This window comes from Streptomyces sp. NBC_00029 (assembly GCF_045160505.1).
In the GTDB taxonomy this organism is placed as follows: Bacteria; Actinomycetota; Actinomycetes; order Streptomycetales; family Streptomycetaceae; genus Streptomyces.
This window is the reverse complement of the sequence record NZ_CP108292.1, coordinates 5,522,404-5,544,394: the sequence shown is the minus strand read 5'-3', so window position 1 is coordinate 5,544,394 and position 21,991 is coordinate 5,522,404. Positions and strand designations below refer to the sequence as shown.

General features: G+C 71.4%; 20 protein-coding genes and 1 riboswitch. Of the genes, 10 read left to right on the top strand and 10 right to left on the bottom strand.

All coding sequences use genetic code 11. The annotated features are described in order from the left end of the window. Positions 1 to 40 precede the first annotated feature (40 nt). On the bottom strand, positions 41 to 2,470 hold the full coding sequence (locus OG753_RS26020; RefSeq protein ID WP_405790322.1) for a DUF4132 domain-containing protein: 2,430 nt from the start codon (positions 2,468 to 2,470) through the stop codon (positions 41 to 43). Beyond that, on the bottom strand, positions 2,470 to 2,862 hold the full coding sequence (locus tag OG753_RS26015; protein WP_327264096.1) for a hypothetical protein: 393 nt from the start codon (positions 2,860 to 2,862) through the stop codon (positions 2,470 to 2,472). The genes OG753_RS26020 and OG753_RS26015 overlap by 1 nt, the downstream gene beginning before the upstream one ends. Before the next feature lie 129 nt (positions 2,863 to 2,991). Here OG753_RS26015 and OG753_RS26010 point away from each other — a divergent pair, with 129 nt between their 5' ends. From OG753_RS26010 to OG753_RS25985, 6 genes are all read left to right on the top strand, one after another. Next, positions 2,992 to 4,110 (top strand): serine hydrolase domain-containing protein, encoded by a 1,119-nt coding sequence (locus OG753_RS26010; RefSeq protein WP_405790321.1) that lies wholly within the window; start codon positions 2,992 to 2,994, stop codon positions 4,108 to 4,110. A gap of 56 nt (positions 4,111 to 4,166) precedes the next feature. Next, positions 4,167 to 4,730, top strand: a complete 564-nt coding sequence (locus OG753_RS26005) for a hypothetical protein (protein ID WP_327264094.1) — start codon at positions 4,167 to 4,169, stop codon at positions 4,728 to 4,730. 1,362 nt (positions 4,731 to 6,092) lie between these two features. After that, positions 6,093 to 6,851: an alpha/beta fold hydrolase gene (locus OG753_RS26000; RefSeq protein WP_405790319.1), complete on the top strand. Its 759-nt coding sequence runs from the start codon at positions 6,093 to 6,095 to the stop codon at positions 6,849 to 6,851. 155 nt (positions 6,852 to 7,006) lie between these two features. Beyond that, the gene (locus tag OG753_RS25995) at positions 7,007 to 7,411 is read left to right on the top strand and encodes a hypothetical protein (RefSeq protein WP_327264090.1); all 405 of its coding nucleotides are present in this window, start codon (positions 7,007 to 7,009) and stop codon (positions 7,409 to 7,411) included. A gap of 3 nt (positions 7,412 to 7,414) precedes the next feature. Next, a complete protein-coding gene (locus OG753_RS25990; protein ID WP_327264089.1) occupies positions 7,415 to 7,843 on the top strand; it encodes a DCC1-like thiol-disulfide oxidoreductase family protein in 429 nt (142 codons plus the stop codon). A gap of 11 nt (positions 7,844 to 7,854) precedes the next feature. Then, complete coding sequence (locus OG753_RS25985) at positions 7,855 to 8,595, top strand: TetR family transcriptional regulator (RefSeq protein ID WP_405790318.1); 741 nt, start codon at positions 7,855 to 7,857, stop codon at positions 8,593 to 8,595. 22 nt (positions 8,596 to 8,617) lie between these two features. On the opposite strand, the gene OG753_RS25980 is transcribed toward OG753_RS25985, so the two are convergent. From OG753_RS25980 to OG753_RS25970, 3 genes are all read right to left on the bottom strand, one after another. Then, on the bottom strand, positions 8,618 to 10,174 hold the full coding sequence (locus OG753_RS25980) for an ABC transporter substrate-binding protein (protein WP_405790317.1): 1,557 nt from the start codon (positions 10,172 to 10,174) through the stop codon (positions 8,618 to 8,620). A gap of 121 nt (positions 10,175 to 10,295) precedes the next feature. Further along, on the bottom strand, positions 10,296 to 11,552 hold the full coding sequence (locus tag OG753_RS25975) for a metallophosphoesterase (protein ID WP_327264086.1): 1,257 nt from the start codon (positions 11,550 to 11,552) through the stop codon (positions 10,296 to 10,298). Next, positions 11,549 to 11,851, bottom strand: coding sequence for an SCO4848 family membrane protein (locus tag OG753_RS25970; RefSeq protein ID WP_327266897.1), 303 nt, complete (start codon positions 11,849 to 11,851; stop codon positions 11,549 to 11,551). The genes OG753_RS25975 and OG753_RS25970 overlap by 4 nt, the downstream gene beginning before the upstream one ends. Positions 11,852 to 11,972: 121 nt before the next feature. Between OG753_RS25970 and OG753_RS25965 the strand changes: the two genes are divergently transcribed. The 3 genes from OG753_RS25965 (at position 11,973) to OG753_RS25955 (ending at position 14,949) form a co-directional block, all read left to right on the top strand. Further along, positions 11,973 to 13,211, top strand: a complete 1,239-nt coding sequence (locus OG753_RS25965) for a D-alanyl-D-alanine carboxypeptidase family protein (protein ID WP_405790316.1) — start codon at positions 11,973 to 11,975, stop codon at positions 13,209 to 13,211. A gap of 343 nt (positions 13,212 to 13,554) precedes the next feature. Next, a complete protein-coding gene (locus OG753_RS25960) occupies positions 13,555 to 14,463 on the top strand; it encodes a hypothetical protein (RefSeq protein ID WP_405790315.1) in 909 nt (302 codons plus the stop codon). A gap of 57 nt (positions 14,464 to 14,520) precedes the next feature. Beyond that, positions 14,521 to 14,949 carry a hypothetical protein gene (locus tag OG753_RS25955; protein WP_327264083.1) on the top strand — a complete coding sequence of 143 codons (429 nt, stop codon included), beginning with the start codon at positions 14,521 to 14,523 and terminating at the stop codon, positions 14,947 to 14,949. Positions 14,950 to 15,024: 75 nt separating this feature from the next. On the opposite strand, the gene OG753_RS25950 is transcribed toward OG753_RS25955, so the two are convergent. The 4 genes from OG753_RS25950 to glyA form a co-directional block, all read right to left on the bottom strand. Continuing rightward, positions 15,025 to 15,960, bottom strand: coding sequence for a YihY/virulence factor BrkB family protein (locus tag OG753_RS25950; RefSeq protein WP_327264082.1), 936 nt, complete (start codon positions 15,958 to 15,960; stop codon positions 15,025 to 15,027). Positions 15,961 to 16,150: 190 nt separating this feature from the next. Continuing rightward, entirely contained in the window at positions 16,151 to 16,783 is a 633-nt protein-coding gene (locus OG753_RS25945; RefSeq protein ID WP_383198696.1) for a 2'-5' RNA ligase family protein, read from the bottom strand. Positions 16,784 to 16,880: 97 nt separating this feature from the next. Continuing rightward, positions 16,881 to 17,894: a tryptophan--tRNA ligase gene (trpS, locus tag OG753_RS25940; protein ID WP_327264080.1), complete on the bottom strand. Its 1,014-nt coding sequence runs from the start codon at positions 17,892 to 17,894 to the stop codon at positions 16,881 to 16,883. Positions 17,895 to 18,033: 139 nt separating this feature from the next. Next, positions 18,034 to 19,302, bottom strand: coding sequence for a serine hydroxymethyltransferase (gene glyA / locus OG753_RS25935; protein ID WP_327264079.1), 1,269 nt, complete (start codon positions 19,300 to 19,302; stop codon positions 18,034 to 18,036). A gap of 34 nt (positions 19,303 to 19,336) precedes the next feature. Beyond that, positions 19,337 to 19,427, bottom strand: a riboswitch (ZMP/ZTP riboswitch). Between the two features lie 131 nt (positions 19,428 to 19,558). On the opposite strand from glyA, the gene rocD reads away from it, so the two are divergent. Continuing rightward, complete coding sequence (gene rocD / locus OG753_RS25930; protein WP_327264078.1) at positions 19,559 to 20,764, top strand: ornithine--oxo-acid transaminase; 1,206 nt, start codon at positions 19,559 to 19,561, stop codon at positions 20,762 to 20,764. 16 nt (positions 20,765 to 20,780) lie between these two features. Here the strand turns inward: rocD and OG753_RS25925 are convergent, their stop codons facing one another. Continuing rightward, the gene (locus OG753_RS25925; RefSeq protein ID WP_327264077.1) at positions 20,781 to 21,983 is read right to left on the bottom strand and encodes a glutathionylspermidine synthase family protein; all 1,203 of its coding nucleotides are present in this window, start codon (positions 21,981 to 21,983) and stop codon (positions 20,781 to 20,783) included. Positions 21,984 to 21,991 lie beyond the last annotated feature (8 nt).

The window sequence follows — 21,991 nt, the reverse complement described above, 5'->3', positions numbered from 1 at the left end:
TCGTCCGGGGGCGGGGCCCTCGCCGTTCCCCCGAGGCCCGTCAGCGGCGGATCTGGCCGGTGATCGTCGGGTCGGTGATCTCGCTGTCCTTCGCGAGGAGCACGGCCTTGGAGAGGACGATCGCGAGGGTACGGTCCCCCTCGAAGGGCAGATAGCCTGAATCGGCACCCGCCGTGCCCGCCGATCCGCCCGGCACGATGCACAGGTACTGGTCGTTGGGCGTCATCAGGATGTTCCCCGAGCCCAGGTGGATCCGATAGGTGCGCAGCTCGCCGCGCACGTGCAGGAAGCGGCCCTCGAAGGTGCAGCGGTCGGCGATGGCCAGCCGCGGCACCAGCCGCTCCAGCAGCGCCCGCCGGGTCTCGGCGCTCTGATTCAGCTCGCCGAAGCCGTACGCGTTCCAGTACGCGCGGAAGCGGCCTTCGGGCCCGCCGTCGGACCAGGTCGGATCGTTGCCGACACTGGCCACGCCGACGAAGAGGTCCACGTCCCGCAGCACCTCGCTCAGCACCAGCGCCGGAATCGCGGTGAGCGGCAGCGGGTCGACGGGGTCCCGGCCGCCCGGCAGCCGCATCGTGTATTCGCCGCCGTACGTACTGGCCTCGTTGTGCGGGGCGTCGATCGGGTAGAAGCGCACCTGGTCGGTCCGCAGCCGCAGGTAGCTCCCCGACTCGGTGGTGTCGACGCCGTCCTCGTGCCCCTCGCCCTCGATCCAGTACTCGGCGCGCAGCCCCCAGTGCGGCAGCTCGCGGGTGGCCGGCGGAGCGAAGTCGTCCACGCAGAGGCGGAGCGTGTTGCGCCAGCCCCGGGCCGCGGCGAGCGAGTTGAACTGGTGCTGACGCAGCACGTGCGCGGCGAAGCGGTTGGAGTAGCTCCCCGCGTTCCGCTCGGCCTCGGTCAGCAGGTACACCTCGCGGTGGGCCTGCTTGAAGGGCTGCGTCACGCCGTACCGCTCCAGCCACCGTCGCCAGGCGACCACCTCGGCGGGCTCCCTCCCGACGGGATGCCACAGCTCGACGGTGGCATCCTGCCCGGCGTCCGGGGCCAGGGGCTCGCCCGTGAGGGTGCGCAGCCGGCCGTCCGCGAAGCCGACCGCCGTGCCGTCCACGGTCCAGATCAGCCGCCGGGCCAGCGTCCCGACCAGCGGGTGGTCCAGGTACCGCTCGCGCCACTGCCCGTACGCCCACCGGCGCCGGGCCAGGAACTGCCCGTCGAGCCGCTCCGCCTGCGCGGACAGCGACTTGTCGATGTCCTTGACCGCGGCCTTGAGCTCCTTGAGCTCCTCGGCGCGATCCCGCCGGACGGGGGCGGGCACGCTCTTGACCTGCTTGCCCGCGGCATTGCGCCAGCCGACGACGGCCTTGCTCCCGCGCACCTCCAGCAGTGCGGTGGCCTCTCCCAGAGCGAACTCGGCCCGGCCGACCTCCGTCAACCCGTGCGCGGGGACGGCCAGTTCCTCGACCTCCTCGCGGCTCATGCCGAGCTCGGCGGCACGCGCCTCCAGCGCCGCGTCGATGAGCTTGGCCGTGCCCTTGTACATCACCTTGGTTCCCAGACGCGCCAGTTCGGCGAGGGACGCCTCACCCTCCAGGCGGGCCAGGGAGTTGACGGCCGCGTTGGCCACCTTGGGGTTGCGCGGCCCCATCCCGGCGACCTTGCGCAGCGCGCTCTCCACCAGAGCACCGAGCGCGCGGACCGTGCCGGGGTGCGGCGGGAGGAAGGACAGCAGCTGGGCGAGTCCGCGCAGGGCTTTGGCGTTGTACGGGTCGAAGGCCTGGTTGACGTCCGGCTCGTGCGCGGCCCGGTCCAGTTCCAGAGTGCGCGGCCGCCGGACGAGCGCGAGCCACGACAGCACGGCCTCGCGCACCGCATCGGCGCCGAGTGACGCGATGAGGGCCCGGCCGCCCTTCTCCCACCTGGCGGAGGGCTTGGCGGCGGTGGCGGTCAGCGCGTACGCGAGCAGCTCGCGCCGCGGCCCGTCCGCCATGGCCCGCTCCGCCCACTCCTCGCCGACGTTGAGCACGGGCTCGGTGAGCTGCCCCGCGAACGCGACGAGATCCCCGTCGCCGTAGCCGTTGACGGCGCTGCGCCGGACGGTGGCGACGACCGCTGGCGCGAGGGGCCTCCCGGCGGTGATCTCCGCCATGGCCAGGGCCTCGTACCGGTCGGCGTACCAGAAGGAGTGGCAGCGGGCTGCGACCTCCAGCCGGGCGGCCCGCTCCTCCTCCAGCGGAAGGCCGTCCAGGCCCCGGCCGACGAGAGCGATCAGAGTCAGCAGCTTCACGCGCACCGGGTCGGTGTCGACCTTGCGCCGGTAGCGGTCGGCGAGAGCCTCCAGCAGCCCGCGCCGGTCCTCCTCGGGAAGCTCCAGCATTCCGTCGAGCTGCGACTGGAAGGCCTGGTGGTGGGACATGGAGTGCACGGCCTTGCGGACGAGCAGGGCGACCTCCGCCACGGCATCGCGCGTCATCAGCCACCCACCAGCGCGACGAGCCTCAGGAAGGTGACCTCGACGCCGAACGGCAGGGCGATCTCCTCGTCCAGACCGAGGATCTGCCGGTCCCCCACCAGCACCAGGAAGCCGTTCCGCTCGAAGGCCCGCAGCGCCAGCTCGGTCTGCCTCTCCGGGTCGATACGGCGCGGCGTCCGCAGCGCGTACCCGTTAAGGGTGCGTTCGGCCCCCTCCGGCCGGACCAGCCCCTGGAAGACCTCCGGCCGCTTCGCGTGGTACTCCGCAACCTCCTGGAACACCCTGCGCCGGATCACCTCGCGCAGCGCGAGCCGCTCCTCGGCGATCTCGAACGCCCAGCCGTCGCCCCGGCTTCCGGAGGTCGTCTCGTCGACGAAGGTCACCATTCCCATACGGCCGACAGTAGGGGTGAGCACTGACAACGGGCCGTCCGGACCCCCACACCGGTCAGGGGGCCGTCAGGGGCCGGTGGGGGGCTTCCCCGATGGCCCGTGGATCTTCCCCGCAACAGACTCGTGGACATGACGAAGACCCCGTACGCCGCGCCCGCCACCACCCGCCCGGCCCGCTGGGCCACCCTGGCCCTCACCGGCGCGGCCCTCGTGTCCGTCACGGTCGGCGCCGTCCTGCCGGCCTCGGCCGCCGAGCCGCAGCGCGCACGGGTGCACGGCACCGTCCGGGGGCATCAGACGGTCGACACCGTCGCCCTGACCGCGCTGATGGAGCCCGGCCCGATGGCGAGCGGCACCATGGTCCGGGTCGGTGGGACAGGCCACGCACGGACCCGGGCCACGGGCCCGCTGTCGCAGGACCCGGCCGCGAACTTCCGTATCGGCAGCATCACCAAGCTGTTCACCTCCGCCCTGGTCCTCCAGCTCGTCGGCGAGGGCCGCTTCACCCTGGACACCCCCGTCCAGGAGCTGCTCCCGGGGACCCTCCCGGCGCACTGGGAGCCGATCACCGTAGGGCAGCTCCTGAGCCACACCAGCGGCCTCCAGAAGCCCTGCGTGGACTTCGGGCAGGGCGAGACGCCGACCCCGGAGCAGGTCGTCTCCCACTGGACCGACCCGAAGTGCGCGGCGCCCCAGTACCCCGTGCTCGCACAGCAGTACAACGGCGCCAACTACTTCCTCCTCGGCATGGTCGTCGAGAAGACCACCGGCCGCTCCTACGCCGACGAGGTCCAGCGCCGCATCGCCCGCCCGCTCGGGCTGCGCCACACGTACGTCCCGGGGCCCGGGGACCGCACCGTCCCCGGCCCGGCACTCACCGAGTCCGGCGAGATCGAGCCGTGGGCCTGGGCCGAGGGGGGCATGATCTCCAACGCCCCCGATCTGGAACGCTTCATGACGAACCTGCTGCGCGGCCGCCTGCTGAAGCCCGCCCAGCAGCGGCAGTTGTTCGTCATGCCCGCGCTCTCCGTGGGCGCCGAGGACCGCTTCAGCATGGGCGGGCTGCTGCGCAACGAGATCGACGGCACCGTCGTCTGGGGCAAGACAGGCTCCATGGGCCCGTCCACGAGCGGGGTGTTCGCCACCGAGGCCGGACGCCGCACGGTCGTGTATTCGCTCCTTCCGGCAAGCAGGGACCGCGAGTTGATGCGCAAGCACCTCACCGCTCTGGTCGGCGCGGCGCTCTGACCTGGGTTGCCGGACCGGGGGTACAGGGCACGAGTCCCTGTGGAAGGATCGGCTGTATGAGCGAGCAGCAGCCGAATCCGTACACAAGCGACCCCGCCGGCCAGGGCGGTCAGCCCGGCACGCCCGCCACACCCGGCGAGGGCGACTACAGGTGGGGCCCCGGCGAGGCCAGTTACGGCTACCCGCAGCCCTACCCGGCGGCCCCGGCCTACCAGCCGACCATCGGCGGCGCCGGCATGCCGACCCCCGCCTACCCCATGGCCGCCCCGGCCGGCGCAGGATCGGGCTTCTCCCTCGGCGACATCACCGTGGTCGGGGACCAGATCATGACCCCGTCGGGCCCGATGCCGCTCAGGGGCGCGATGTGGAACGCGACCGACTTCTCGCGCACCGAGGAGAAGATCCCGCCGCACGCGATCGTGCTCGCCATCATCTTCTTCATCTTCTGCCTGCTCGGCCTGCTCTTCCTCCTCATGAAGGAGAAGACCACCACGGGCTACGTCCAGGTCACGGTCACCAGCGGCGGCCGCCACCACTCCACGATGATCCCGGCGGCAGGCCCGCACACCTACCAGTGGGTGATGTCCCAGCTGAACTACGCGCGGTCGCTGAGCATGTGAGGGCGGGGGCGGAGGCGGGGGCGGAGGCGGGGATGGCGAGGTTCGGCCGGGCGGGGGCCTGAGAGGCGCGGGGTGGCTTCGGGGGTGGCGGGAGCCGCTCGGTCGGCGGTCAGTGACGTGTATGGGGGTTTCCCGTCAGTCTCATCGTCTCTCCGTGTCGGGCCGGCCCCTCAAGGGCGCTCCTCCTTCGTCGTCGCGTCGCTGCGCGATGTCGCTGCGCTCCACCCTTGACCGCCCGTCCCGCCCCGGACATACGAAGACTGTCGGGAAGCCCCCAAAGGAACGGGCCGGGGGACAAGAGACAGGAGCGGGGTGGCCGGAGAAGCCCTGCCCGGTCGGGGGTGAGCCTCTTCCCGAGGCGGGGCCCATGCGCACTACCGGCCGGGTCGGTGGGCGCGTCCAATCGCTACGCGCTCCTCATATCTCAGCGTCCGACGACCGTCCGAGGCCGGACATAGGCCGCCCACGGCCTGGGTTCGTCTCACCAGATGCGTCCGACGACCGCCTGTGGCCGGTCATAAGCCGCCAAGACGCCCCAGTGCCCCTCATGGAGGGCGTCTGAGGGCTGTCCGGGGTGGAAAAACGCCTGACAGCGGCTATTTCGTCGTGGAGTCGGGTCAGCGAGAGCGGACCGCTCGAATCGCCGACCGTTTGCCCCAATTGCCCCTGTTTGGGGGCGGGTTTGTGGTGTCACTTGCGCACCGACCCGGATCCACGACGGAATAGCAGGGGAAACAGCCGTCAGCCCCTCTCACCGGTCCCCATCAGCCCCTGCCGGCCGTCGGTCGCATGGCGACACAGTCGCACCGGGACCGTGGGCGGCCTATGTCCGGCCCAAGACCGGCTGGAGACGCTGAGACATGAGGAGCGCGTAGCGATTGGACGCGCTTCCCCCGACCCGGGCCCTGGGTCTGGATGGGCCCCGTCTCGGGGACGTGCCGCCCCCGACAGGGCAGGGCTTCCCCGGCCGCCCCGTTCCTGCCTCCTGTCCCCCGGCCCGTTCCTTTGGGGGCTTCCCGGCAGTCTTCGTATGTCCGGGGCGGGACGGTCGGTCAAGGGTGGCCGCAGGCCATCGCGCAGCGACGCGACCGTAGGGAGCGCCCTTGAGGGGCCGGCCCGACACGGAGAGACGATGAGACTGACGGGAAACCCCCATACGCATCTCCGATGCCGACCGAGCGGCTCCCGCCACCCCCGAAGCCACCCCGTGCCTCTCAGGCCCCCGCCCGACCGAACCTCGCCGCCCCCGTCCCCGCCTCCGCCTCCGCGTCCGCCCCCGCCATCCCCCCGCCACCCCGCGCCTCTCGGCCCCCCGCCCCGAATCACAGTGACAGGCCGCCCGCGCCCGGCGAGGATCAGCGGATGATCGTTTCTCATGATGTGGACGGACCCGTCGAGGGGCCCGTCGTCGTTCTGCTGCACTCCTCCGTATGCGACCGGCGGATGTGGGAACCGCAGTGGCAGCCTCTGATGGAGGCCGGGTTCCGGGTGGTCCGGATGGACTTCCGAACCTGCGGGGAATCCCCCGCCGGCCAGGCCCCGTACAGCGACGCCGGTGACGTACGGGACCTCCTGGACCACCTCGGCGCGCACCGGGCGTCCCTGGTGGGGAGTTCGTACGGCGGCCGGATCGCCCTGCAGGTCGCCGCGCTGCATCCGGAGCGGGTGGCCTCGCTGCTCCTGCTCTGCCCGGGACGGCCGGGCCACGTGCCGAGTGCGGAGCTGCGGAAGTTCGGGGCCGCGGAGGACGTCTTCCTGGACGCGGGCGACCTGGCCGGCGCCGCCGGGTTCAACGCGCAGACCTGGCTCGGCCCGGACGCCGACGCCGGTGCCCACGCGCTCGTGCGGGCCATGCAGCTCCGGAACTTCGAGATCGCCCTGGCCGTCACCGAGAGCCACGAGCTCCCGGAGTCCCCGGTCGACCTGGCCGCGGTCGCCGCCCCGACCCTGGTCGTCGGTGGTGCGCACGACCACCCGGACTTCCGCGGCATCGCCGCCGAGCTCCCCGGCCTGGTCCCGGGCGCCGAGCACGTCGAGCTGCCGTGGGCGGGGCACCTGCCCTCGCTGGAGCGTCCGGCGGAGACCACCCGTCTGATGCTGGAGTTCCTGCCCACCGCCTGACGCACCGCCCCACCCTCGAGGCGAAGCCCCCGGCAATCCGCATGCGGATTCCCGGGGGCTTCGTGCTGCCGTCGACAGGTCGCTTGAACTTGTTCAAAAAGAGGCCTACAGTCATCCCCGTCAGCAGTTGAACACGTTCAAAGGGGCTGGGGACAATGGACCTCACCGTCATCACGTATGTCATCTACCTGCTCATCAGCATCAGCCTCACCGTCTGGGTGGCCCGCACGCTCAGCCGTAACGGCCGCGTCTTCATCGGTGACGTCCTGCACGGCAACGAGAAGCTCGCGGACGCCGTCAATCAGCTCCTCGTCGTCGGCTTCTACCTCGTGAACATCGGCTTCGTGACCCTCTACCTCCGGTCGAAGGACGAGATCACCGACGCCCGCGGCCTCTTCGAGGCGCTCTCGGTCAAGCTCGGCGTCGTCCTGCTGGTCCTCGGTGTCATGCACCTCGGGAACGTGTGGGTCCTGAACAAGATGCGCCGCCGCGGAATCATGGAGCGCCAGCAGACCCCGCCCGTCGCCCCGCAGGGGTGGACCGCGCCGGTCGGGGCCTGAGCCATGCCGACCGCCACCGCTCCCGTACAGCGCCTGACCGTCCTCTACGACGCCGGATGCCCGCTCTGCGTACACATCCGGCACTGGCTGCTCGCACAGCGGTGGCTGGTCCCGCTCGCCCTGGTCCCCGCCGCGTCCTGGGAGGCGCACCGGCGCTTCCCCCGCCTCGACCACGCGTCGACGCTCAAGGAGATCACCGTCGTCGGTGACTCGGGGCAGGTGTGGACCGGGACGGACGCCTTCATCGTGTGCCTGTGGGCACTGGCCGAACACCGGCCGAAGGCGAACTGGCTCGCCACCGCGGCCGGCCGGCCCTTCGCCCGGGCGGCCATGTACACGGCCTCCGCCTGGCGGCAGGCCGTGCGCAGCGAGGGCGACCCCGAGGGGGCGGAAGGACCGGCCTGTGACGACCACTGCCCCGTCCCCGGATAGGCTCGTGCACCGTGACTGATCAGAAGGCTCCCAAGAGCGAGCAGACCCGCACGCTCATCCTCGAAACCGCGCTCCGTCTCTTCCAGGAGCGCGGGTTCGACAAGACGACGATGCGGGGTATCGCGAAGGAGGCCGGCGTCTCGGTCGGCAACGCCTACTACTACTTCGAATCGAAGGAACACCTGGTCCAGGGGTTCTACGACCGGATCGGCGCCGCCCACCAGGCGGCGGTCCGGCCCATCCTGGACAACGAGACCGATCTGCAGAAGCGGTACGCGGGCGTGCTGACGAGCTGGATGGACATCGCCGCCCCGTACCACGAGTTCGCCTCGCAGTTCTTCAAGAACGCGGCGGACCCCGAGAGCCCGCTCAGCCCGTTCTCGCCGGAGTCCGAGCAGGCGCGGCAGGCGGCGATCCGCATACACCGCGAGGTGCTGGCCGGCGCGAAGACCAAGGTTCCGGCCGAGCTGGCCGACGTACTGCCCGAGCTGATGTGGCTCGCGCAGATGGGCCTGGTCCTGTACTGGGTCTTCGACCGCTCGCCGAACAGCGAGAAGACGCGCCGACTCGCCGAGCGCGGCGCGCAGCTGACGACGCGGGGCATCGTGCTGGCCCGGTTCCGGGTGCTGCGGCCGCTGGTGCGGGAAGTGCACGAGCTGTTCGCGGACTTCCTGCCGGGCATGGCCCAGACGGCGACGGCGGGGGCCCGGCGCAGGGCCTCGGACCCGTACCCGGACAAGGACCCCGCGTAGCCGTCGGACTCCCCCGGCTCCCCTACAGCCAGTCGAGTTCCCACAGGCGCCAGACGCCGGTGCCGTCGGACAGGTTCTGGGCTCCGGTGACGTCCTCGCGGGACATCACGTAGTCCTTCTTCTGCCAGATCGGCACCATCGGGGCCTGCTGGGCGACCAGCTTCTGGAGGTCGCGGAATTCCGCGGCCGCGTTGCCGCGCTCCGAGTGGGACTGGGTGCGGGTGATCAGCTCGTCGACCTGCTTGTCGGAGAAGCCGTTGTTCATGGACGAGTCGGCGCCGACGAGCGGGGCGAGGAAGTTGTCCGCGTCCGGGAAGTCGGCGATCCAGCCGATGGTGTAGGCGTCGAACTCGCCCGCCGCGTAGCCCTTCTGGAAGTCGCTCCACTGCTCGACCGGCTTGATCGTCAGCTGGAAGAGGCCGGTGGACTCCAGCTGGCGCTTGAGCTCCTCGGCCTCGGGCAGGTTCGCGCCGCGTACGTTCACACCGAGCTTGAGGTGCACGGGGGCGGTGACCCCGGCCTCCTTGAGGAGCTTCTTGGCGGTGGCCCCGTTGGGCGTCGGGTAGGCGTCGAAGAACGGCGTGCTGTGGCCGCCGATGCCGGCCGGTACCAGGGAGTACAGCGGGGTGACGGTGCCGAGGTGGACGTCGGCGGCCACCTTGGAGCGGTCGAGCACGGCGGCGACGGCCTGGCGGACGGCGAGCGGGGCCGCGGTGGAGCCGGGCCGGACGTTGAAGACGATGGAGCGGATCTCGCTGCCGCCGGAGGCCTGGTAACGGGTGTCCTTCATGCCCGGGTTGAGGTCGGCGAGCACGGCGGGCGGCATGTCCCGGTGGGCGACGTCGATCTGGTGGGCCTTCCAGGCCTGGTCGAGCTGCTGCGAGTCCTTGAAGTACTTGATGTTGACGGGTCTGCGGGCGGGCTTGCCCTGGCCCTTGTACGAGGCGTTGGGCTTGAGCTCGACGCTCGTTCCGGTCCGGTACGCGCCCAGCGTGTACGGGCCGGAGCCGTCGGCCTTGCCGTCCTCGCGCAGGGACTTCGCCGGGTACTTGTCCTTGTCGACGATCGCGGCGGCGCCGGTCGCGATCTTGAAGGGGAAGGTGGCGTCGCGGGCGGAGAGGTTGAAGGTGACCGTGCGCCCCTCGGCCTTGACCGACTCCAGCGTGTTGAAGAGCGGGGCCGGGCCCTGGTCGGAGTTGATCGCCTTGATGCGGTCGAAGGAGTGCTTGACGTCCTCGGCGGTGATGGTGCGCCCGCCGGCGAACTTCACGTCGGGGCGGAGCTCGCACTGGTAGGTGGTGAGCTTCTGGCCGACGAAGTTGCAGGAGGCGGCGGCGTCCGGCACGGGGGCGTCGGAGCCGGGCTTGATGGTCAGCAGCGACTGGTAGATGTTGCTGAACAGGGCCCAGGAGCCGGCGTCGTACGCCCCGGCCGGGTCGAGGGAGGAGACCACGTCACTCGTTCCGACCCGGACCGCACCGCGGCCGTTGCCGTCCTCGGGCAGCAACTGCCAGGCTCCGACGCCGGCCACGCCGAGGACCAGCCCGGCCGCGATTATCTTCGAGCGGACAGACCGCATCCCCTGAACCCCACCCCTTGACCGCTGACAGCGTCGCGCTGTCCGATTAACGGTCATCCCATCACGGAATATCAGCCGCCGGAAGGCCGGTTTGTGAGGGTGCTCCGGCGTTTGAGGCGGGTCAGGCCTGATATGAGGCGAGTTCGACGACGGTGATGTCGGACGGCGCTCCCACACGGACCGGCGGTCCCCAGGCTCCGGCCCCGCGGGAGACGTAGAGCTGGGTGTCGCCGTAGCGCTCCAGACCGGCCACGGTGGGGTTGGCGAGCTCGGCGAGGTAATTGCCCGGCCAGAGCTGGCCGCCGTGGGTGTGGCCGGACAGCTGGAGGTCGACCCCGTGGCGGATTGCGTCGTGGATGACGACGGGCTGGTGCGCGAGGAGTACGGCGGCCCGCGACCGGTCGCGGTCACCGAGGGCGGCCTGGAAGTCGGGGCCGCTGCCCTCCAGTTCCCCCTGGATGTCGTTGACGCCGGCGAGGTCGAAGTGCGGCATCTCCTGGCGGGCGTTCTCCAGCGGGGTCAGGCCCAGTTCGCGGACGTGCTCGATCCACTGCTCGGCGCCTGAGAAGTACTCGTGGTTCCCGGTGACGAAGAACGAGCCGTGGCGTGCGGTGAGCCGGCGCAGCGGCTCCGCGGAGGGCCCGAGGTCGGGGACGCTGCCGTCGACGAGGTCGCCGACGATGGCGATGAGGTCGGGCTGGGTGCGGTTGACGGTGTCGACGATGCGCTGGGCGTGGGCGCGGCCGAGCACCGGTCCGAGGTGGACGTCGCTGACGACGGCGATCCGGAAACCGTGGGCCGCGCGCGGCAGTTTGGCGAGGGGGACCTGCACCCGCTTCACCCGCGGACCGCGCATGACTCCGTACGTCCCGGCCCCGACGGTCCCGAGGGCGACGGCGGCGGCCGTCCCTCCGACCGTGCGCGACACGAAGCGCCGGCGGCTCAGCCCGTCGCCCGTGGCGGGCCGCTCGGCGGTGACCGTGGCGGCCGCGGGTGCGGCCGCGGCGGGGACCTCCACGGGCTCGGGCCGGCCGGTCACCGCCCCGGAGGAATCGCGGTGGGCCGGACGGCGGAGCAACAGCGCGCGGACCGGCTCCGCGACCAGCATCGTCAGGGTCAGGTACAGGAGTACCGCGAGCCAGAGGTACCCGGGCCAGGCCACCGTCTGCTCGAGCCAGAAGGGGGCGCCCGCGCGTCCCGCGGTCAGCGCGGCCACGGAGAGGAGGGGCAGGGCGATGGCCGAGGCCGTGCCGATGCGCCGGGGGAGGCCGCCGGGGGTCGTGGTGTCGCGGACGAGCCGGACCCAGAGCCAGCGGTGGACCACGACCAGCAGGGCGCAGACCGCCAGTGCGACGAGGGCGAAGATCAGAATTCTCATGCCTGTGTGTCCGAATCCGCTCGGTTCGTACGGTCCGTGCCGTCCGCACGCTCCGCACGTGATTCACGCCGCAGGGCGAGGACGGCACGCAACCCGATCAGTCCGACCGCCGTCCCCAGGAGAAAGGACGACACCGCAAGCGTCAGGTGCACCCAGAAGTAGGAAGTGGGACCGCCCGCCGCATCGAAGGCAAGACCACTGCCGTTCCTCCACAGGTTCCGGACGAAAGACACCCAGATGAACCAGCTCCACACTCCGAACGCGAGCAGGAACCAGGAGGCGGTACGGCTGAGTCTCATGTCTTCAGTATCGGATTCGTCCCCAGGACGGACGCGCCGGGGTGGGCTGTCCCGGGGGTGGTTGCCGCCGATTGGCCGGTCAGCGACGCTGTCCAGCTCATCGGCATGTACTTTCACCTGCGTGTCTGCCAAGAAGACCGCGCTGTCGGTCCTTTCCGCCGCGTTGCTGGTCCCCGCCCTGCTGGCGGCCCCCGCACATGCCGCGCCGACCCCGCCGGCCGACGGAAAGGCCCAGCCGCCCAAGGCCCCGGCGCCCGCGCCGCCCGTCTCGATGTCCACGGTCGGCGGCTCCCTGCTCGGACAGCCCGGGACCCAGGTGAACCTGCTGCCCGGCGCGCCCGCCCTGCCGGCGAACCTCACCGGGCGGTCGTGGATCGTGGCGGACGCCGAGTCCGGCGAGGTGCTGGCCGCACACAACGCGCACTGGCGGCTGCCCCCGGCCTCGACCATGAAGATGCTCTTCGCGGACACCGTGCTGCCGAACCTGCCCAAGGAGCAGGTACGCAAGGTCACCGACAAGGACATGGAGGGCGTGGGCTCGGGCAGCAGCCTGGTCGGGGTCAAGGAGGACCTCGAGTACTCCGTCCACGACCTGTGGCTCGGGGTGTTCCTGCGGTCGGGGAACGACGCCGTGCATGTGCTTTCGGCCATGAACGGCGGCGTCGAGAAGACCGTCAAGGACATGCAGGCCCACGCCGAGGAGCTGCAGGCCCTCGACACGCACGTGGTGTCCCCCGACGGGTACGACGCCCCCGAGCAGGTGTCGAGCGCGTACGACCTGACGCTGATCGCCCGCTCCGGACTGCAGAAGCACGACTTCAGGGAGTACTGCGGCACCGTGAGCGCGAAGTTCCCCGGGCTGCAGGAGGCCGGGAAGCCGCGGGACCACTTCGAGATCCAGAACACCAACCGGCTGATGACCGGTGCGGGCGGCATCACCCCCTACAAGGGCATCGCCGGGGTCAAGAACGGCAACACCACCATGGCCGGTTCCACCTTCACCGGCGCCGCGCAGCAGGGCGAGAGGAAGCTGCTGGTCACGGTGATGAACCCGAACGCGGGCGGCGCGAACTCGGTCTACGAGGAGACCGCAGCGCTCTTCGACTGGGGTTTCGCGGCCGCCGGGAAGGTCAAGCCGGTGGGTGAGCTCGTGCCGCCGAAGAGCGCGGACACCTCCTCGCACGGCTCCCCGGCCCAGTCGCACGAGAACAACCCGTCGGCCGGCAAGGGCTCCGGCGGCGGTGCGGGCACCGCGCTGGGCGTCGCGGGCGGTGCACTGGCCGTACTGGCGGGCGGCGCCTTCGTGATCAACCGCCGCTGGCCCCGCGGCCGCCGCGGCCGGGGCGAAGAACTGGTCTGAGGTCACCCGGCCGGCCCGCCCCCTTCCCGCCGTACCCACCGCCCCCCGGCAGCGCCACCGGACGGGGGGCGTTCGTATGCCCTCGTCCGCCGCGGCCGGCCCGGGGGACCGTCCCCTAACCGGCTTCCCGGGCCCGCACCACCTATCAACTCACAGGTTCACCGGAGGACTTCGGCACGGTTGGCTCACTCCTGTCGGCAAGGCGCCCACGGGAAGGGGGTCCTCCCATGCGGAGGAGATGGCTGGCCGTCGTCACGGCCGACGGCACGGTCCCGGCGGGGAATCCCGCCGAGCACGGCGACGTCGTCCGCACGGGGGTCGGGTCGACGCCGGCGAGCGCTCCGTGCTGAACACCGCCCGGCGGAACTGGATCTCCGCCTCCCTCGCGGCCGGCGTCGCACTGCTCGCAGTGGCGGCCTGGACCGCCCTCCCGGCGGACGGCGCCGCGCAGCGGGCCCCGGTGCGCGCGGTGGACGCCGCCGAGCTGGACCTGCTGCACACCGCGGGAGAACTGCTCGTACGGGACTGCATGCGGGCGCAGGGGTTCTCGTACTGGCCGGTGCCGCGCGTGCCGCACCCGGACCTGCGGGACTTCCCGTACGGCGTGGACGACGTGGACTGGGCCCGCAGCCACGGCTTCGGGCGCGGGATCGAGCGCCTGCTGGACGAGGAGGCGGTGTCGGGCCCGGCCGGGCAGTACGAACGCGGCCTCTCCGCCGGGCAGCGGGAGGCCAGGGGCGCCGCCCTGCTGGGTCCGGATGCGCGGGGGCTGGAGGTCGAGAGTCCGCTCGGCGGCACCCTCGGCCACAGCGACCGCGGCTGTGTCACCGAGTCCTGGCGGCAGCTCTACGGGGACGTGCGTCTGTGGTACCGCTCCAGCGAGACGGTGAACCAGCTCGCCGCGGTGCGCACCGGCCGGGTCAACCAGGACCCCGCCTTCCGCACGTCGCTCGCCGCCTGGAGCGAGTGCGTCGGCCGCCGTGGTCATCCGGCCGGGCACCCGGTGCGCCAGCGCGAGGAACAGCTGGCGCGGACCGGCCCGGAGGCCGAGGCGCAGGACGTGCCGATGGCGGCCGCCCAGGCCGAGTGCGCCCGCTCGAGCGGGCTTGCCGACACCGCGCAGGACCTGCACCGGCGTCTTTCGGACAAGATCCGCTCCGACAACCGGGCCGCCTTCGACGCCATGCGTCGGATGCAGGTGGCGGCCCTGCCCACAGCTCGCGATGTGGTCGCCCGGCTGTCCGGGACCTGACATCGCGTACCGCCGACCGGCGGTGAACCACGCACAGCACGACTGGGAGGGAACACCATGAACAAGCTCAGGACGCTCCTCGCGGGGATCGCGATCGCCGGTGCGGCGGTCGTGGCCGTTCCGACCGCGGCGCAGGCCGACGGCGGCTGCGGCAGCGGCAACTTCTGTGCCTACTCGGACGACGCCAACTACCTCTACCAGGAGGGCGGCAACTCGTCCTCGTGGCCGGGCCAGGTCAAGAACAAGGCCGACTGGGTCCGCAACTCCGGCATCCCTTCCGGCCGCCACCACGTCAACATCTACTGGGGTGACAACCACACCGGCGCCTACGCCTGCATCGGCTACGGCACGGAGTGGAACCTGCGCGGCAACGCGCAGAAGTACAGCTGGACCCGCAACGGGGACAACCGCGGTCTGGGCGAGAAGGTCCACGACAACTCCGCCTCGCACCGCTGGGTGTACGGCTGCGGCAACGGCACCTGGTAGGGCGTCCCGTCACCCGGGATCCAGTGGCGCACCGGGCCCCACACCGGTGCGCCACCGGCGCGGCCGGCCGTCGCTTCAGCGGCTGCCGGAGGCCTCCGGTGCGACGGCCGGAGGGGCGGCGGGAGGGGCGGCCGGCGGGTCTTCCGTCCCGTCGCCGTCCGCGTCGTCGCGGGTCGCCGTCCAGGAGGAGACGAACAGCAGCAGTTTCGCCATGAAGTTGATCCAGAGCAGCAGGGCGATCGGCACGCCGAAGGCCCCGTACATGCTCTTCGCGGCGACCTCCCGCATATAGCCGCTGAGCAGCAGTTTCAGCAGTTCGAAGCCGGCCGCGCCGATGAGGGCCGCCTGGATCAGGCGGCCGCGGGGCGGTTCGACGCCCGGGAGCAGGGTCAGGACGTAGAGGAGCAGCAGGAACGCGGCCACGACGCCGACGAGGAAGGCGAAGGAGCGCAGCAGCGCGCCGCCCGCGCCCTCGCGCGGGATGTCCAGCCATTCGGCGGTCTTCCCGACCGCACTGGATCCGAGGATGGAGGCGGCGGCGGAGGCCAGGCCCACTCCGCCGAGGCCGAGAAGGACGAGCCCGTCCTTGCCCTTGCGGACGATCGGGTTCCCGTCGTCCTCGTCGTCCTTGTCCCAGACCGCGCGCAGGCAGTCCCGCATGGAGCCCACCCAGCTGACACCGGTGACGAGCAGGAGGGCGCCGGCGACGAGACCGACCGTGCCGGCGTTGTCGACGAGTCCCCCGATGTTGAGCTGGTCGGAGATGCCCGGGACCTGTTCGGCGAGGTTCTTCTCCAGCCGGTCCAGCTGCTCCGGGCTGAGCAGCGCCGCGCCGATCGCGGCGGCCACGGTGATCAGCGGAAAGAGCGCGAGGAAGCTGATGAAGGTGATGGCTGCGGCGAGGCGGGTCCAGTGCACGCGGTCGAGGCGTTCGTACGAATGCCACGCGTGCGTCCGCATCAGACGGACCGCGAGCGGCCCGATCACCGGGAGTTTCGTCAGCCAGTCCATGGGGTCACCGTAATTCAGCCGCCGGAAATAGCCGGGATTGCCGCTTCCGGCGGCTACGGTCGTCGATTGTGACTTTTCCCGAAACGCGCCCTACGGGTCGCCCGTTCCACACCCTGGTCCTGCGAAGGCTGAGATTCCGTGCCCGGCGCATCGCCCGGCTTTCCCTGCACCTGGGTCTGCGCCCGCTCCGTCAGGACGGCGGGACGGTCGCCCCCGCGGCCCCGGCTGCCCCTGCGGCCCCGGCCGCCTCTCCGGCCTGGTCACCGGGTGAGCCCGCCTGCGCCGGGACGCAGGCCGGTCCGTTCCCGAACGGGTACTCGCGCAGCTTGCGCCAGACCCCGTCCGAGCCCTGCTCGTAGAGCGCGAAGCCCTCGCACAGCCACTCGGCGCCGTACTCGGCGAGGGTCGTGAACGCGAGGTCCATCGCCTCCTCGGAGATCCCGTGGGCGACCGTGACGTGCGGGTGGTACGGGAACGCCAGCTCGCGGTCGAGCGGCCCGTGGGGGTCGCGGACCTCGCTCTGCAGGCGGGTGCAGCCCTCGGCCCCTTCGGCGATCCTGACGAAGACGACGGGCGAGAGGGGGCGGAAGGTTCCGGTGCCGGCCAGCCGCATCCGGAAGGACCGGAAGGCGGCCGCAACCTCGACCAGGTGGGCCCTGATCGCGGGGAGCCGGTCCGCCTCCACCTCGGTGGGCGGGACGAGGGTGACATGCGTGGGGATGCCGTGCGCGGCCGCGTCCCCGAAGCCCGCGCGCAGCTCCTGGAGCTGGCTGCCGTACGGCTCCGGGACCGCGATCGAAACGCCGAGCGTTACGGTCCCCACGTATCTCTCCTCCGCTTGTCGCTGTGGACTGCTGCCGCCCCAGTGTGGCGGCAGCACCCCCGTTCGTGCCAGGTCTCTCTGTCCGTAGTTGCGTTCGTCAGTGCTTGGCGGGCAGCAGACCGAGGCTGTCGTAGGCCTGCGCGAGCGTCTCGGCGGCGACCGCTCGGGCCTTCTCCGCGCCCTTGGCCAGGATGGAGTCCAGCGTCTCGGGGTCGTCCAGGTATTCCTGGGTGCGCTTCTTGAACGGTGTGACGAAATCGACCATCACGCCGGCCAGGTCGGTCTTCAGCGCGCCGTAGCCCTTGCCCTCGTACTTCGCCTCCAGCTCGGAGATCGTCTCGCCCGTGAGGGTGGAGTAGATCGTGAGCAGGTTGCTGACGCCGGGCTTCTTCTCGGAGTCGAAGCGGACCTCCGCCTCGGTGTCCGTGACCGCGCTCTTGATCTTCTTCTCGGTGACCTTGGGCTCGTCGAGGAGGTTGATCAGGCCCTTGGGGGACGAGGCGGACTTCGACATCTTGATCGCCGGGTCCTGGAGGTCGTAGATCTTCGCGACCTCCTTGACGATGTGCGCGGCGGGGAGGGTGAAGGTCCGGCCGTAGCGCTGGTTGAAGCGCTCCGCCAGGTCGCGGGTCAGCTCGATGTGCTGGCGCTGGTCCTCGCCGACGGGGACCGCGTTCGCCTGGTACAGCAGGATGTCGGCGACCTGCAGGATCGGGTACGTGAACAGGCCGACAGTGGCGTTGTTGACGCCGCCCTTGGCGGACTTGTCCTTGAACTGGGTCATCCGGCTGGCCTCGCCGAAACCGGTGATGCAGTTCATGACCCAGCCGAGCTGGGCGTGCTCGGGCACGTGGCTCTGGACGAAGAGCGTGCAGCGCTCGGGGTCCAGGCCGGCGGCCAGCAGCTGGGCGGCGGAGAGGCGGGTGTTCGCGCGCAGTTCCTTCGGATCCTGCGGCACGGTGATCGCGTGCAGGTCGACCACCATGTAGAAGGCGTCGTGCGTCTCCTGCAGGGCGACGTACTGGCGGATGGCTCCGAGGTAGTTCCCGAGGTGGAACGAGCCGGAGGTGGGCTGGATGCCGGAGAGCGCGCGAGGACGATCAGAAGCCATGCCCCCATTCTCTCAGGTGCGGGGGCGGGCCCGTGCCCGCCCGATGCCCCCGTCACGCCTTCGCCCCGAGCGCCGGGCGGGCCGGATCGTCCGGCTCCGCCGGCGTCCGGGGCCCGAGCCCCGGACGCCGGGCCGCAGGTCAGGCGAGCGGCAGGCCCGGGGCGGGGAAGGCCGCCATCAGGTCCGTGACCTCCGCGCGGATCGCGGCGAGGGCCTGCTCGTCGCCCTTGGCGGCGGCGTCGACCGCGCGCGAGATCCAGTCGGCCACGACCGGCATGTGCGCGGCGGACAGGCCCCGCGAGGTCAGCGAGGGAGTGCCGATCCGGATGCCCGACGGGTCGAACGGCTTGCGGGGGTCGAACGGCACCGTGTTGTAGTTCACGACGATGCCCGCCCGGTCCAGGGCCTTGGCCGCGATCTTGCCCGGCACGTCCTTGCCGGTCAGGTCGATCAGGATCAGGTGGTTGTCCGTACCGCCCGAGACCAGGTCGAAGCCCTTCTGGAGCAGCTCCGCGGCAAGCGCCTTGGCATTGGCGACGACCTGGTGCGCGTACGCCGTGAAGGACGGCTGGGCCGCCTCGTGCAGCGCCACCGCGATACCGGCCGTCGTCTGGTTGTGCGGGCCGCCCTGGAGGCCCGGGAAGACCGCCTTGTCGATCGCCTTCGCGTGCTCCTCCCGGCACATCAGCATCGCGCCCCGCGGACCGCGCAGGGTCTTGTGCGTGGTGGTGGAGACGACGTCGACGTGGTCCGCCGGGGACGGGTGCGCGCCGCCCGCGATCAGGCCCGCGATGTGGGCCACGTCCGCGACCAGGATCGAGCCCGCCTCCTTGGCGATCTCGGCGAAGGCGGCGAAGTCGATGGTCCTCGGCAGGGCGGTACCGCCGCAGAAGATCAGCTTGGGCCGCTCGGCCAGGGCCAGCTCGCGCACCGCGTCGTAGTCGATCAGCCCGGTGTCCTGGCGGACGCCGTACTGGACGCCCCGGAACCAGGAGCCCGTCGCCGAGACGCCCCAGCCGTGGGTGAGGTGCCCGCCCATCGGCAGGGCCATGCCCATCACGGTGTCGCCCGGCTTCGCGAAGGCCAGGTACACGGCCAGGTTCGCCGGCGAGCCGGAGTACGGCTGCACGTTCGCGTGGTCCACGCCGAACAGGCCCTTGGCCCGCTCCACGGCCAGCGCCTCGACGCGGTCGATGTTCTGCTGGCCCTCGTAGTAGCGGCGGCCGGGATAGCCCTCGCTGTACTTGTTCTGCAGCACGGTGCCAGAGGCCTCGAGGACGGCCGCGGACACGTAGTTCTCACTGGGGATCAGGCGCAGGGTCTGCGCCTGCAGTACTTCCTCCGCCGCGACGAAGGACGCCAGCTCGGGGTCGGCGGCGAGAAGGGCGGGATGGCGGCTCGCGGACATGGCGGGCTCCTCCGGGGTCGATGTGATCGGTACCCCGCGAGGCCCAGGCGAGCGGCCCTGAATGCGGTCGAGCGCGCACGACTCCCCCGGAGTTGGTTCTCCGTACGCCAGTCGCCGTGCGTACCGCACACCTTAGCGGGCGCGCCGCGAACGATGTTTCTGCGTCCGGGATACGAGCGACGATAAGAAGGTGACGCCACCCTCGTCACCGCTTCACCCGGCGCTACACCCGGCCAGACGGACGATCGGAGACCCCGTGTCGACAACAGCTGATGCCATCCGCTCCGCAGACGCGCACAGCGCGCACAACTACCATCCGCTGCCCTTGGTCGTCGCCTCCGCGGAAGGCGCGTGGATGACCGATGTCGAGGGCCGCAGATACCTCGACATGCTCGCCGGTTACTCGGCCCTCAACTTCGGTCACGGCAACCGCCGGCTGATCGATGCCGCCCGGGCCCAGCTGGAACGGGTCACGCTCACCTCACGTGCCTTCCACCACGACCGCTTCGCCGACTTCTGTACCGAGCTCGCCGCGCTGTGCGGCAAGGACATGGTGCTCCCCATGAACACGGGCGCGGAGGCCGTGGAGACGGCGGTGAAGACCGCCCGCAAGTGGGGCTACGAGGTCAAGGGCGTCCCGGACGGGCACGCCAAGATCGTGGTCGCCGCCGACAACTTCCACGGCCGGACCACGACGATCGTGTCCTTCTCCACGGACCACGAGGCCCGCGACCACTTCGGCCCGTACACGCCGGGCTTCGAGATCGTTCCGTACGGGGACCTCACCGCGCTGGCCCACGCCGTCACCGAGAACACCGTGGCCGTGCTGCTGGAGCCGATCCAGGGCGAGGCGGGGGTGCTGGTGCCGCCGGCCGGGTACCTGAGCGGTGTGCGGGAGCTGACCCGCGAGCGGAACGTCCTGTTCATGGCGGACGAGATCCAGTCGGGTCTGGGGCGCACCGGGCGGACCTTCGCGTGCGAGCACGAGGGGGTCGTCCCGGACGTCTACATCCTCGGCAAGGCGCTCGGCGGCGGCGTGGTGCCGGTGTCCGCCGTCGTCGCCGACCGGGACGTGCTCGGGGTGTTCCGCCCCGGGGAGCACGGGTCCACCTTCGGCGGGAACCCGCTCGCGTGCGCGGTCGCCCTGGAGGTGATCGCGATGCTGCGGACCGGCGAGTTCCAGGGCCGCGCCACCGAGCTGGGCGAGCACCTGCACCGGGAACTGAACCTGCTGATCGGCGGCGGCGCGGTGACCGCCGTGCGCGGGCGCGGACTGTGGGCGGGCGTGGACATCGACCCCTCGCGCGGCACCGGCCGGGAGATCTCCGAGAAGCTGATGGAGCTCGGGGTGCTCGTGAAGGACACGCACGGGTCGACGATCCGGATCGCCCCGCCGCTGGTGATCAGCAAGGAGGACCTGGACTGGGGCCTGGACCAGCTCCGGTCGGTGCTGGGCGCGTAGACCCCGTCCGTGCGGGTCAGAGGATGACGTGGGGCAGGAAGCGGGCGTACTCGTCCGTGACCGGCCCCGCCGATTCCCGGATGCCGAGCCCCGCCGCCTCGTCCTCGACGACCCACGCGCCGAGCACCACCCGGTTGCCGTCGAAGTCGGGCAGCGGGGCCAGGCCCTGGAAGCAGTACCGCTCCCCCTCCTCCGGTGCGAAGGGCACGCCGTCCTCGCCCGCCTCGTGGAGGGTGACCCCCGCGCCCTCACGGCCGAGGAGGGGCTTGGTCACGTACCCGGCGGACCCGGGGGCGGCCAGTTCGCGCGGGCCGTCGAGGTAGGCGGGCAGCAGGTTGGGGTGGTCCGGGAAGAGCTCCCACAGGATCGCGAGCAGCGCCTTGTTGGACAGCAGCATCTTCCAAAGGGGTTCGATCCAGCAGGTGGTGCCGGAGCCGCCGCCGTGGTCGTACGTACCGAGGACCTGCGGGCCGAACTCGTCCGTCGCCAGCCACTCCCACGGGTAGAGCTTGAAGCAGGAGCGGATGAAGCGGAGCTTCTCGTCCACGAACCGGCCGGAGAGGCTGTCCCAGCCGATCTGCTCGACGGACAGCGCCTGGGTGTCCAGGCCGGCCTGCTCGGCGGTCTCCTGGAGGTAGGCGACCGTCATCAGGTCCTCACCGAGCTCGTCGGTCTCGGAGTGCGCGAAGTGCAGCGGGCCGGGCGGGAGCAGCTCGGCCTGGCGCCGCCAGGCGTCGACGAGGCGCTCGTGGAGGGAGTTCCACTGGTCGGCGCCGGGGAAGCGCTCCTCCATCCAGAACCACTGCGGGCTCGCCGCCTCCACCAGGGAGGTGGGGGTGTCGGCGTTGTACTCCAGCATCTTGGCCGGGCTGCCGGTGCCGTCGTAGCGCAGGTCGAAGCGCCCGTAGAGGGAGGGCTGCTCGGCGCGGCGCCGCCACGACTCGGCGATCAGCGCCGCCAGCTTCGGGTCGGTGATGCCGAGGTCGGCGAAGCGGTCGTGCTCGACGATGTGCGCGGCCGCGGCCAGGCACATGGCGTGCAGCTCCTCGACGACGTTCTCCAGGGCCTCGACCTCGGGGAGCGAGAAGGAGTAGTACGCGCTCTCGTCCCAGTAGGGGCGCAGCGAGTCGTCGGGGTAGCGGGTGAGGGGGTAGATCACCCCCTGCTCCTCGACGGTCTTCTGCCAGCCGGGACGGGGTTCGATGGTGTGCCGCTGCATGGTGCCGG